We start from the raw sequence: 11,229 nt of genomic DNA on the forward strand, positions 1-11,229 counted from the left end.
CCATGACTTCCGACACGCTTCCGTTGGCCGATATGCAGGTATTCACGCAGGTGGTGGCCCACCAGAGCTTTGCCGGGGCGGCCCGCCAGTTGCGGCTCACCACCGGTGCGGTAAGCCGCAGCGTGGGCCGGCTGGAATCGCAGTTGGGCGTCAAGCTGCTGCATCGCACCACGCGCTCGCTGGCGCTCACCGAAGTGGGCGCCGCCGTGCACGCCGACTGCCTGCAGATGCTGCAGAGCGCCGAGCTGGCCGTATCGCGCGCAGCGGCGCACCGCGAGCAACCCCTGGGCGTACTGCGCATCAACGCGCCACTGGTGTTTGGCGACTGGTGGCTGGCTCCGTTGCTGCCGGGCTTTTGCGCACGCTGGCCCGAGGTGCAGGTACAGGTGTCCATGACCGATGCCATGGCCGACCTGACTGCCGAGCGGCTGGATCTGGCCATCCGCATTGCCGCAGCCGAGGCTTTGCCGCCCGCGATGGTGGCGCGGCCACTGGCGCGCATGGCCTATGTCCTGGTGGCGCACCCCGATTACCTGCGCAAGCACGCCCCCATCGCCATCCCGCAGGATTTGCTGGCCCACCGCTGCATGAGCCTGGGCTATGGCCTGTTTCAGAACACGGTGGAGATGGTCCCTGCCCAGTCGCCAGCCACACCCGCCATCAAGCTGCGGCTCAACACCCCCATCACCATCGCCAGCAGCCACGGCATGCTGCGAGCGCTGCAGCAGGGGCCTGCTGCAGGCATTGCATTGATGGCCGATTTTGTGGCGCGCAGCCACCTTGCCGATGGCAGCCTGGTGCAGGTGCTGCCCGACTGGGAACTCACCGGCGGCTATGCCCCGCGCATGGTCTACGCCGTCTATGCGCCAGGCCCGCACATCCCGCCCAAGCTGCGTGCCATGCTGGACTATCTGCAGGAGCAGTGCACCCCTCTGGCTGAAACCGAGGTGTAAGCCGGTCTACACGCCCGTTGTCCCCATCTGGCGGGCACAATACTGTGGAAAGCACTGTGCACAGCTGTAGATAAGCACAGCAAGTATTTGATAAGACACCAAAAATATGAAGCAGCCCAAATTTTAAGCAACAGGCGTTTTTATCTACGTTCCGACTGGCTTTCAGTCGAAAATATGCCTGTTTTTGTAGCAGCCAGCGCCCGCCACATGGACTTTGCAGATCCTTTTTGCCCAACACGGGTGGACAATTCATCCATCCGCCGCTTGTCCCCATCCACCGGGCACAATGCTGGGGAAAACACTGTGCACAGCTGTAGATAAGAGGCCCATCACCTTGATTTGTAATGGTTTAAATACAGGTGATGAAAAAAAGGGCAACCAGTGCGGTTGCCCTTTCAGTGAGGGAGAAGATTCTTCCGGCCTCAGCCGGTACGCATTGCCCTTGCAGTGCGCCCGTACAGCCACTATTCAACACGGCGAATCTGCTGCAGGCCCAATGCCGTGATCGCCAGATCACCATCACGGCGATCCACCATGCCCCACTCGAACAGCCGCTTGGAGACATGGTCGTGCAGGGCGGTCGCTATCGAGATCACTTCGCCCAGCTCCAGCTTCTTGAGCAAGGCCAGTTCGTCGACGGTGGGCTCAAACACAGGAGCGTGGTAGACGGTTTCGGGCTTGACGGGATTGAGAGACAACATGGCAACTCCTTTTCTGGTTGCGATGCGTGTTTCGTAGGTCGTAGGCCTCGGATTCAGGTGACTTCGGGGTCTGCGCCATCGCGCATCTGGTGAGATAACGCCGCTAGCGTAGGCCTGCGCCATGGCCTGTTTTGTAGGCCAACACCGCCAACCGTGTCATCCACAAGCCGACATTGCACTGCTTTACCAAAGAGCGACAGAGTGTTTACACGAAGCCTCGCGCAAGCAGGGCCGGGCAGCGCCCGTGCCTCCTCCATCGATGGCCTGGTCAACTGGGCCCCATCACCTACACACACCTGTGGCAGGGCGGAGTACAACGAAAAGTACGCCATCCGCCCACCCACCAGGAGATTCCCATGACCCCTACCCCCAGCTACCAGGCCTGTATTGACGCCTGCAACGCCTGCGCCACCGCCTGCAATGCCTGCCTGGCCGGTTGCCTGCGCGAGGAAGACATGCAGATGATGACGCGCTGCATTGCGCTGGATATCGATTGCGCAGCCATCTGCCAACTGACCGCTTCTGCCATGGCCCGCAACAGCGAAATGGCCAGGCACCTGGCCCGCGTATGCGGCGAGATCTGCCTGGCCTGTGCCAATGAATGTGTGCAGCACCACCACGACCACTGCCAGCGCTGCGCAGACGCATGCAGGCAGTGCGCCGCCGCCTGCGAGGCGGTGAACCGCTGAGCAAGCCCTTGGGGCAGGCTGCAGCGAGCGCCCGATGCGCCCAAAGATACGTCTACGAATGCGTTTTCAGCGGCGCGTCGGCCAGCCGCCCAACTGGTAGGCGCTGTCCCAGAACAGCCATTCCAGCTCCGCCGAGTAGCGGTAGGCCTCTGCCATGCGCTGGTGTGTCGCACTGTCAGCTGCGTCGGCCACGCGGTCGATCGTCGCAATCACACCGCGTACAATGGCGTGGAATTCATCGCCCGCATAGGTATCGATCCATGCCTGGTACGGATTGCCCGGCATGGAGCGCGCATGGATGTCCCGCCCCACCTCGGCATAGATCCAGAAGCACGGCAACAAACCAGCCAATGCCACGGGGTAGCTTTCGGACCAGCTATTGGCCACCAGAAAGCTCGCATAGTGGTGGCAGGCCGGAGTGAGCGGCGTCGCGGCAAATTCTTGGGCGGTGATGCCGAAGTCGCGCATGAAGCCGCTGTGCAGCTTGCGCTCTTCCACCACCGCCTCATTGGCCGCATTGGCAAACTGCACCACACCTTCCGCATTGTCTGCCTTGGCCGCAGCCACGGCCAGCGCCCGGCCATAGGCCACGAGGTAGTGCGCATCCTGGATCATGTAGTGGCGAAAGCGTTCGCGGCTCAGGGTACCGGCGGCCAGTTCGCGGTTGAAGGGCAGATCCAGCGTGCGCTGGTACAGGGCATGGTTGGCTTGCCAAAGCGTTTGGCAGAAAGACATGGCGACTCCTGAAAGGTTTCTGTCGGTTTTCTCGGAAATGACCCGGGATTGTCGGCGATGGGCGCCTGGCTTCTCTGCGAATACCGTATTCAGCCAGCGGCTCGCCCCACCAGCCAGCGCGCAAAGGCTTCCAACGCCGCCCGCATCGGTGCTCCGTCAGTGGCCAGGGGCGTGATCAGGTAATAGGCCCGGCTGCCCCTGAGCGGCAGGTTGCAGGCCACCACCAGCTCACCCCGCGCGAGTTCGTCCTCGATCAGCATCGGTGGAATCAAGGCCACCCCCATGCCTTGCGCCGCTGCCACGGCCAACATGGAAAACAGTTCATAGCGCGGGCCGTCGAGCGCATGCGGCGCGTCCACGCCCACCTCGTCAAACCAGCTGCGCCAGCCATCCGGGCGTGTGCTTTGCTGCAGGAGCGGCAGCCGGGCCAGCACCTGGGGCGCAACCGGCTGATACGCACGACCCCGTCCACGGTCAATGGCAGGCTCCAGCAGGCGCGGGCTGCAGACGGGAACGATGATCTCGTCCATCAGCCACGTAGCCTGCGTGCCTGGCCACTGCCTCGCCTGCTCGGGCGTGCCGGCATAGATGGCCGCGTCCACCTGCCGCTCGGCAAATACAAAGGGACGGGTCTGCACATCGATATGCACCACCACGCCGGGGTGCACCTGCTGGAACTGCGGCAACCGAGGCAGCAGCCAGCGCGTGGCAAAGGTAGGCACGGCGGCAATGCTGATGGCGCCCCCTGCGCCCTGGTGGGCCATGATGTCCAGCGTGCCACGCTCGATGCCCTGCAGCCATTGCGCCACCTGCTGGCTGTACTGGTGGCCTGCGGGTGTGAGCACCATGCCGTGGCGCGATCGCTTGAACAGCTGCACGCCCAGTTGCTCTTCCAGCGCAATGATCTGGCGCGAGACGGCGCTCTGCGTCAGTGCCAGCTCCTGCGCAGCGCGGGTATAGCTTTCGTGCCGGGCGGCGGCCTCAAAGCAGGCCAATGCCTGGGTAGATGGAATCATTCGGCGCATAACTCAACCTTTTCCCCTGGCCTCACAGAACAATTTCTCCTGTCCATCTGAAGTGTTTTCCTTCTACCAATATACGCTACCTCTACCAATTTGATAGCAGACATGGTGTTCAGCCAATATTCATAAATGATCTTTTAGCATATCTGGATGATAAACAATCGTTTGCGTCACGGCACGTCCCCACCTACGATGGCGGCTGTACAGGAGTGGGAGGGCACACGTTGCCCTCGCCGCCTCCCCCTACCCATTCAATACACATCCAAACGGATTCAAGGAGCACAGACAACATGGCCAATTTCACCTGGGACGATCCCCTGCACCTGGACGAGCAGCTGACCGAAGACGAGCGCATGATCCGCGACGCGGCGCGCGCCTACTGCCGTGACAAGCTGGCACCCCGCGTGCAGGAAATGTTCCGCAAGGAATCGGTGGACACCAGCATCTTCCGCGAAATGGGCGAGCTGGGCCTGCTGGGCCCCACCATCCCCACCGAATACGGCGGCGCAGGCCTCAACTACGTGAGCTACGGCCTGGTGGCCCGCGAGATCGAGTACATCGATTCGGGCTACCGCTCGATGGCCTCCGTGCAGTCGTCGCTGGTGATGGTGCCGATCAACGAGTTCGGCACCGAAGCGCAGAAGCAGAAATACCTGCCCAAGCTGGCAACCGGCGAATTCATCGGCTGCTTTGGCCTGACCGAGCCAGACCACGGCTCCGACCCCGGCAGCATGGCCACCCGCGCCTACAAGGTGGACGGCGGCTACAAGCTCAAGGGCAGCAAGATGTGGATCACCAACAGCCCCATTGCCGACGTGTTCGTGGTGTGGGCCAAGGAAGTCTCCGAAGGCGGCGCCGTCGGCCAGATCCGCGGCTTCATCCTGGAAAAGGGCTGGAAGGGCCTGACCGCCCCCGCCATCCACGGCAAGGTGGGCCTGCGCGCATCGATCACCGGCGAAATCGTGATGGACGATGTCTTTGTGCCCGAAGAAAACGCCTTCCCCGAAGTGCGCGGCTTGAAGGGCCCGTTCACCTGCCTCAACAGCGCCCGCTTTGGCATTGCCTGGGGCGCGCTGGGCGCTGCCGAGTTCTGCTGGCACACCGCCCGCCAGTACACCATGGACCGCAAGCAGTTTGGCCGCCCACTGGCTGCCAACCAGCTGATCCAGAAGAAGCTGGCCGACATGCAGACCGAAATCAGCCTGGGCCTGCAGGCCGCACTGCGCGTGGGCCGCATGAAGGACGAGCACCAGAACGTGATCGAGGTGACCTCACTCATCAAGCGCAACAACTGCGGCAAGTCGCTGGACATTGCCCGCATGGCGCGCGACATGATGGGCGGCAACGGCATCAGCGACGAATTCGGCGTGGCCCGCCACCTAGTGAACCTCGAAGTGGTGAACACCTATGAAGGCACGCACGATGTGCATGCCCTCATCCTGGGCCGCGCGCAAACCGGCATCGCCGCATTCGCCAACTGAGCGCATACCCGAACCGGCCCCGCTTCGCCTATCGCATGGCACCTGATTAGCTATATATTTAATAGCTATCAACACCCATCAATAAAGCGCCAACGGGTACATTGATTGCAATCCATGACAAACCCACCGCACAGCAGGCCATGCCGTGGGTGGGTTGTCTGCCTTCTGCGCCCAGCGCTTTGCGATCCTTTAACCGGCCCCTTGCGGGATGCGAATGGTACAGACGCAAAGCTGGCCGTACCATCGGCAGGATTTGCTGAAAATTTCAGGCCATAGCGCGCATCTGACAAGCGCTGCCAGCTATCAAATTTGGAGACACCATGACCCAACCCATTGCGCCGCTGGACGGCATCAAAGTTCTCGATCTCTCGCGCGTGCTGGCAGGCCCCTGGTGCGCCCAGATGCTGGGCGACCTGGGCGCCGATGTGATCAAGGTGGAACGACCCATTGCAGGCGACGACACACGCCACTGGGGCCCCCCGTATCTGCACACCGATGATGGTGAAAAGACCGACCAGGCCAGCTACTACACCTGCTGCAACCGCAACAAGCGCAGCATCACCATCGACATGGCCACGCCAGAAGGCCAGGCGCTGATCGTGGAGCTGGCCCGCGACGCCGACATCCTGGTGGAGAACTTCAAGGTAGGCGGCCTCAAGGCCTACGGGCTCGACTACGAAAGCCTCAAGAAGATCAACCCGCGCCTCATCTACTGCTCCGTCACCGGCTTTGGCCAGACCGGCCCCTACGCGCCGCGCGCAGGCTATGACCTGATGGTGCAGGCCATGAGCGGCATGATGAGCATCACCGGCCACCCTGATGGCGAGCCCGGCGGCGGCCCGCTGAAGGTGGGTGTGGCGGTGACCGACGTGTTCACCGGCATCTTCTCGTGCAGCTCCATCCTGGCGGCGCTGCATGCCCGCCACCGCACGGGCGAAGGCCAGCACATCGACATGGCACTGCTCGACGTGGGCATGTCCGTGCTCGCCAACCAGGCCGTGGGCTACCTCAATGCCAACGTCATTCCCGAGCGTGCGGGCAACATCCATCCCAGCGTGGGCCCATACCAGGATTTTCCCAGCAAGGACGGCAACGTGCTGCTGGCGATCGGCAACGACGGCCAGTTTGCCCGCTTCTGCGCGGCCACCGGCAACCCGGATTGGTCGCAGGATGCGCGCTTCACCAAGAATTCGGACCGCATCATCAACCGCAAGGCCCTGTCCGAGCTGCTCTACCCGCTGATGAAGACCCGCACCACCGCCGAGTGGATCAAGCTGCTGGAAGACAAGGCCGTGCCCTGCGGCCCGATCAACAACATTGCCGAGGCCTTTGACGACGAACAGGTCAAGGCGCGCGGCCTGCATGTGCAGACGCCACGCGATGCGGGCGACGGCATTGGCACCATCAGCACCGTGGCTAGCCCCATGCGCCTGACCGCCACGCCCCCCGTGGTGCGCCGCCCCCCACCCGCCATGGGCCAGCACACCGACGAGATTCTGGCCGAGATGGGCCGCAGCCAGGCGCAGATTGCCCAGTTGCGCGAGAGCGGCGCGGTGTAAGCCTTCTTTCCCATCAAAAGCTAAAAACCAAAACCAAGAGCCGCAATCGCGGCTCTTCTTCGTTCCTCGTTTTATTCGCCTGCGTTCAGAACAGTGGCAGTGTCGCCCCATCGCCCAGCGCAGCGCCTTCCCATTCCAGCAAGCTGAGCTTGGTGCGCGTGCCGCCACTGGCCGAAAAACCTCCTGATCCGCCCTGCGCCGCCAGAATGCGGTGGCAAGGCACCACCGGTGCAAACGGATTGGCGCCCAGCGCCTGCCCCACGGCCCGCGCCAGGCCCCGGCCACCGTTCGCGCTGCTGGCAGATCCGTCAGCATCGCCGCCCGCACCCAGGTCGGCGGCCAGTTCGCCATAGGTGCGGGTGTGGCCCGGCGCAATCGCCAATGCCAGCCGGTACACATGCCGGGCAAATTCGGGAACGCCATGCCAATCCAGCGGAATGTCGTCGAGCAGCGGAAGGCCGTTGGCTGCCCAGCGGCTGGAGCTGAATTGCGCACGCACATCCGGCAGCACCATGCCAGCCGCTGTCAGACGCGGCTGGGCAAAGGCCCAATCCTCCCTGGTGGCCGGTGCGCCCCCTGCCCCCTCGGCACGGCCAGCCATCAATATCTGCACCCCTGCCACGGCCTGCAGCGCAGCCGGGCTCAGACTGCCTGCCGACACTGCCTGCCGCCAGCCCCCCGGGCGACGACGGGTAGCGCTGTGCAGCACACGGTCGCGCGTGGTATCGGGCGATGGGTCGGGCAGCATCACTGCCACCACGCCCTGCTCGCCCCAGGCAAGAGAGCACACACCCAACCGGGTGGTGAACAGGGCGTATCCCGTACGGTCGGGCTGCCAGTTTTCATCGTCAGGAACAGGGCGAGTGGTGGGACGCATGCCTGCATCTTGCCGTTTTGCCGGTGCCTTGGCTAGCGCAGCTTGTGGAAAGCCCGCCCGAAACGGCGGTAAACACATCTTCGCACCTCGGCCTTTGGAAGTGCGCCACCCGGGGTGCGCGCGCCAAAGGCAAAATGGAATGCTGTAGAGAAATATTCAAAAAGTGGCTTCCTCGCTTGCGTTACAAGCGCCAATAGCTCACTAATTCATAGCAGATGACCAACAAGAATTCTGATGTGGCGCTGATGCGCCAGGCGGTTGATCTGGCCCACCGCAATCGCCTGGCTGGTGGCCGCCCCTTTGGCGCCGTGTTGGCGCAGGACGGCGTGGTGATCGCCACGGGTGTCAATGAAATCATCGCCAGCCACGACCCAAGCACCCATGCCGAGCTGCAGGCCATCCGCGCCGGCACCCGTGCCCGTGGCAATCCCAGCCTGGCTGGCCTGAGCATTTACGCCAGCGGCCACCCCTGCCCCATGTGCCTTGCCGCGCTGGTGGCAGGCAATGCCAGGCAGGTGTTCTTTGCGTTCGACAACGCCGATGCCGCGCCCTACAACCTGTCGAGCGAAGGCACCTACCAACGCCTGGGTATCCAGCTGACCCCGCCACCGCTGCCCATCACCCGCATCGACACCGGCATTTCTGCCGCCCAGCTGTACGGCGACAGCCCCTGGCCGCAGCAGGGCTGAGCGGCCATGTCGTCTCCGACCCAACCAGGCGCCCAGGCGGCGCCTGCCATCACACCTGCACTCTGGCTGCTGACGGTGGTGCTCGTCACCCTCAACCTGCGCCCCTTTCTGACGGCCCCCGGCCCACTGGGCCACGCCATACAGCAGGCCACTGGCATGGACTTGCGGGCCTTCTCCTGGCTCACCCTGCTTCCCATGGCCTTGATGGGCGTGGGAGGCTGGCTGGCACCCGCAGCCCTGCAGCGCCTGGGCGCGCGCACGGCCGTCTGTGCATCGCTGCTGCTGATCGCCCTGGGTTGTGCGCTGCGCCTCATGCCCGCGGGCCATGCCACCACCATCGTGCTGATTGCCACTGCCGGCCTGTGCGGCGTGGGCGTCGCTCTGGTGCAAAGCGCCTTGCCTGGACTGATCAAGCGCCAGTCGCCGGGCCACGTGGCGCCGATGATGGGCGTGTATTCCGCCGCGCTGATGGGTGGCGGCGCACTGGGCGCGCAGCTCTCGCCACTGGCCATGCAATGGGGCATGGGCTGGCAGGCGGCCATGGCCATCTGGGCGCTGCCCGTGCTGGCCGCATTGCCGCTCGCCTGGTGGGCGCTCACGCGCATTCAGCGCAGCACGCAGGCCCTGGCGCCTGCCGCATCCGGCACCGTGCCCGCCAGTGATACCGGCTGGCTGATGCGGCGGCCCCGCACCTGGCTGCTGCTGATCAGCTTCGGTCTGATGAATGGCGGCTATGCCTCGACGGTGGCCTGGCTCGCGCCCTTCTACCAGGGCCATGGCTGGTCGGCCTCGCAAAGCGGGTCGCTGCTGGCCATTCTCTCCATTGCGCAGGCTGCATCAGCCCTGGCCATGCCGGCACTCGCTCGCCGCCATATCGACCGGCGCGGTTGGATGCTGGTGGCCCTGGCTGCGCAGGTCATCGGCTTTGCCGGCCTTGCGCTGTGGCCCGATGCCATGCCCACCGCCAACGCCATCATCCTGGGCGTGGGGCTGGGCGGCTGCTTTTCCCTCTTCATGGTGCTGGCGCTCGACCACCTGCCCCGCCCCACCCAGGCGGGCGCTCTTAACGCGTTGATGCAAGGCGGCGGCTTTGTGCTGGCGGCACTGGCGCCGCTCGTGATGGCGCAGTTGCACCATTGGAGTGGCAGTTGGACCAGCGGCTGGCTCTACCAGGCGGGCATGGCGCTCGCCGTTGCGGTACTGGCGCTGCGGTTTGCGCCGCAGCACTATGCAAAAGCCATGCAAGCCCCTGTGCAACCGACACTTTCCTGATTGCGGCGCTATGCTGTGCCATCAGGCAGATCTGCTTTGCGCTGCCGCTCGGCACATGGAACTGAACGGATTCAACTCTTCACTTTGAAAGGCTTTCTCCTTATGCAAGCACTGCAAGGAATGGCTTGGCTTCTTGTGCTCCAACTCACCGGCGAAGCACTGGCGCGCCTCCTGAACCTGCCGTTTCCCGGCCCGGTGGTCGGCATGCTGCTCCTGGTGGTGGCACTGCGTGCGCCCCTGGTGCGCGAGCCGGTGCAGGCCACAGCGCGCTTTCTGCTCTCGCACCTGTCACTGCTGTTTGTTCCGGTGGGTGTAGGCGTCATCACCCACCTCGATCTGCTGCGCGACTACGGACTCAAGCTGATGCTGGTGATTGCCCTGTCCACCTGGGCGGGCATGGCCGTTACCGTGCTGCTGGTGCGGGTGCTGATGCGCGGCCAGTTCACAGATGGCAAAAAGGAGTCCGGTGATGCCTGATTTCGTTCAGCTCTGGGTGTACCTGTCGTCTGCGCCACTGTTCGGCCTGACGTCCACCCTCGTTGTCTACGTGCTGGCACAGGCCCTCTATGTGCGCTCCGGCCAGGCACCCTGGGCCAACCCCGTGCTGTGGTCGGTGGTGGTGCTGGGTTCGGCCCTGATGGTGACGCGCGTGCCCTATCCTACCTACTTTGCCGGCGCGCAGTTCATCCACTTTCTTCTGGGGCCTGCCGTGGTGGCGCTGGGCTTTCCGCTGTGGGAGCGGCGCGCCGAACTGCAGCGCAGCTGGAGCCGCTTCCTGCTGGCAGCCCTGGCCGGGGGCGCTACCGCAGCCATTGTCGCGGTTGCAGCAGGCTGGGCCGTGGGCCTGTCTCCCGAGGTGCTGCGCTCGCTCGCGCCCAAATCGGTCACCGCACCGGTCGCCATGGGCATTGCGGAGAAGATCGGAGGCGTTCCGGCGCTGGCTGCCGTGTTTGCCGTGCTGACCGGCCTCGTTGGCGCACTCTCGGCGCGGGCCCTGTTCAGGCTGCTGGGCGTAGGCACCAGTGATCTGGACTGGGTCGCACGGGGTTTTTCCCTTGGAACCGCCTCGCACGGCATCGGCGCTGCGCGTGCCCTGCAGGTGAACGCCGATGCGGGCGCCTACGCAGGCCTTGCCCTGAGCCTGCAGGTGCTGCTGGCGGCGCTGCTGATGCCGCTTGTGGCTCGCTGGTTCTGAGAAAAATTCGCTGCAGTGCATGCTTGGCAAGCACAGTCCGCTATAAAAAAAAGAGT

General features: G+C 64.0%; 12 protein-coding genes. 8 read left to right on the forward strand and 4 right to left on the reverse strand.

Annotation, left to right across the window (positions count from 1 at the left end):
* The first annotated feature begins 2 nt into the window (after window positions 1-2).
* Window positions 3-953, forward strand: coding sequence for a LysR family transcriptional regulator (locus ACH2DG_RS03065; RefSeq protein WP_395024236.1), 951 nt, complete (start codon window positions 3-5; stop codon window positions 951-953).
* A 464-nt stretch (window positions 954-1,417) separates the two neighbouring features.
* Here ACH2DG_RS03065 and ACH2DG_RS03070 read toward each other — a convergent pair whose 3' ends face one another.
* Entirely contained in the window at window positions 1,418-1,654 is a 237-nt protein-coding gene (locus ACH2DG_RS03070) for a hypothetical protein (protein ID WP_395024237.1), read from the reverse strand.
* A gap of 356 nt (window positions 1,655-2,010) precedes the next feature.
* Here ACH2DG_RS03070 and ACH2DG_RS03075 point away from each other — a divergent pair, with 356 nt between their 5' ends.
* On the forward strand, window positions 2,011-2,343 hold the full coding sequence (locus ACH2DG_RS03075; RefSeq protein WP_395024238.1) for a four-helix bundle copper-binding protein: 333 nt from the start codon (window positions 2,011-2,013) through the stop codon (window positions 2,341-2,343).
* Between the two features lie 66 nt (window positions 2,344-2,409).
* Here the strand turns inward: ACH2DG_RS03075 and tenA are convergent, their stop codons facing one another.
* Both tenA and ACH2DG_RS03085 read right to left on the reverse strand, forming a co-directional pair.
* Window positions 2,410-3,078 carry a thiaminase II gene (gene tenA, locus ACH2DG_RS03080; RefSeq protein ID WP_395024239.1) on the reverse strand — a complete coding sequence of 223 codons (669 nt, stop codon included), beginning with the start codon at window positions 3,076-3,078 and terminating at the stop codon, window positions 2,410-2,412.
* A gap of 89 nt (window positions 3,079-3,167) precedes the next feature.
* Window positions 3,168-4,103 (reverse strand): LysR family transcriptional regulator, encoded by a 936-nt coding sequence (locus tag ACH2DG_RS03085; RefSeq protein WP_395024240.1) that lies wholly within the window; start codon window positions 4,101-4,103, stop codon window positions 3,168-3,170.
* 287 nt (window positions 4,104-4,390) lie between these two features.
* Between ACH2DG_RS03085 and ACH2DG_RS03090 the strand changes: the two genes are divergently transcribed.
* The gene (locus tag ACH2DG_RS03090) at window positions 4,391-5,581 is read left to right on the forward strand and encodes an acyl-CoA dehydrogenase (protein ID WP_224151783.1); all 1,191 of its coding nucleotides are present in this window, start codon (window positions 4,391-4,393) and stop codon (window positions 5,579-5,581) included.
* A 320-nt stretch (window positions 5,582-5,901) separates the two neighbouring features.
* Window positions 5,902-7,140: a CaiB/BaiF CoA transferase family protein gene (locus ACH2DG_RS03095; protein WP_395024241.1), complete on the forward strand. Its 1,239-nt coding sequence runs from the start codon at window positions 5,902-5,904 to the stop codon at window positions 7,138-7,140.
* Between the two features lie 85 nt (window positions 7,141-7,225).
* On the opposite strand, the gene ACH2DG_RS03100 is transcribed toward ACH2DG_RS03095, so the two are convergent.
* A complete protein-coding gene (locus tag ACH2DG_RS03100) occupies window positions 7,226-8,017 on the reverse strand; it encodes a methylated-DNA--[protein]-cysteine S-methyltransferase (RefSeq protein ID WP_395024242.1) in 792 nt (263 codons plus the stop codon).
* A gap of 215 nt (window positions 8,018-8,232) precedes the next feature.
* Here ACH2DG_RS03100 and ACH2DG_RS03105 point away from each other — a divergent pair, with 215 nt between their 5' ends.
* The 4 genes from ACH2DG_RS03105 to ACH2DG_RS03120 all read left to right on the forward strand — a co-directional run bounded on the left by ACH2DG_RS03105 (window position 8,233) and on the right by ACH2DG_RS03120 (window position 11,173).
* On the forward strand, window positions 8,233-8,706 hold the full coding sequence (locus ACH2DG_RS03105) for a nucleoside deaminase (RefSeq protein WP_395024243.1): 474 nt from the start codon (window positions 8,233-8,235) through the stop codon (window positions 8,704-8,706).
* Window positions 8,707-8,712: 6 nt separating this feature from the next.
* On the forward strand, window positions 8,713-9,978 hold the full coding sequence (locus ACH2DG_RS03110; protein ID WP_395024244.1) for a cyanate transporter: 1,266 nt from the start codon (window positions 8,713-8,715) through the stop codon (window positions 9,976-9,978).
* Window positions 9,979-10,080: 102 nt separating this feature from the next.
* Window positions 10,081-10,455, forward strand: coding sequence for a CidA/LrgA family protein (locus ACH2DG_RS03115; RefSeq protein WP_395024245.1), 375 nt, complete (start codon window positions 10,081-10,083; stop codon window positions 10,453-10,455).
* Entirely contained in the window at window positions 10,448-11,173 is a 726-nt protein-coding gene (locus ACH2DG_RS03120; protein WP_395024246.1) for an LrgB family protein, read from the forward strand. The genes ACH2DG_RS03115 and ACH2DG_RS03120 overlap by 8 nt, the downstream gene beginning before the upstream one ends.
* Window positions 11,174-11,229: the final 56 nt, after the last annotated feature.

The organism is Comamonas odontotermitis (assembly GCF_040396735.1).
Taxonomy (GTDB): Bacteria; Pseudomonadota; Gammaproteobacteria; order Burkholderiales; family Burkholderiaceae_C; genus Comamonas; species Comamonas odontotermitis_C.

Coding starts and splice junctions, on each gene's coding strand:
- ACH2DG_RS03065 (WP_395024236.1), top strand. CDS start 3: ATGACTTCCGACACGCTTCCGTTGGCCGATATGCAGGTATTCACGCAG.
- ACH2DG_RS03070 (WP_395024237.1), bottom strand. CDS start 1,654: ATGTTGTCTCTCAATCCCGTCAAGCCCGAAACCGTCTACCACGCTCCT.
- ACH2DG_RS03075 (WP_395024238.1), top strand. CDS start 2,011: ATGACCCCTACCCCCAGCTACCAGGCCTGTATTGACGCCTGCAACGCC.
- tenA (WP_395024239.1), bottom strand. CDS start 3,078: ATGTCTTTCTGCCAAACGCTTTGGCAAGCCAACCATGCCCTGTACCAG.
- ACH2DG_RS03085 (WP_395024240.1), bottom strand. CDS start 4,103: ATGCGCCGAATGATTCCATCTACCCAGGCATTGGCCTGCTTTGAGGCC.
- ACH2DG_RS03090 (WP_224151783.1), top strand. CDS start 4,391: ATGGCCAATTTCACCTGGGACGATCCCCTGCACCTGGACGAGCAGCTG.
- ACH2DG_RS03095 (WP_395024241.1), top strand. CDS start 5,902: ATGACCCAACCCATTGCGCCGCTGGACGGCATCAAAGTTCTCGATCTC.
- ACH2DG_RS03100 (WP_395024242.1), bottom strand. CDS start 8,017: ATGCGTCCCACCACTCGCCCTGTTCCTGACGATGAAAACTGGCAGCCC.
- ACH2DG_RS03105 (WP_395024243.1), top strand. CDS start 8,233: ATGACCAACAAGAATTCTGATGTGGCGCTGATGCGCCAGGCGGTTGAT.
- ACH2DG_RS03110 (WP_395024244.1), top strand. CDS start 8,713: ATGTCGTCTCCGACCCAACCAGGCGCCCAGGCGGCGCCTGCCATCACA.
- ACH2DG_RS03115 (WP_395024245.1), top strand. CDS start 10,081: ATGCAAGCACTGCAAGGAATGGCTTGGCTTCTTGTGCTCCAACTCACC.
- ACH2DG_RS03120 (WP_395024246.1), top strand. CDS start 10,448: ATGCCTGATTTCGTTCAGCTCTGGGTGTACCTGTCGTCTGCGCCACTG.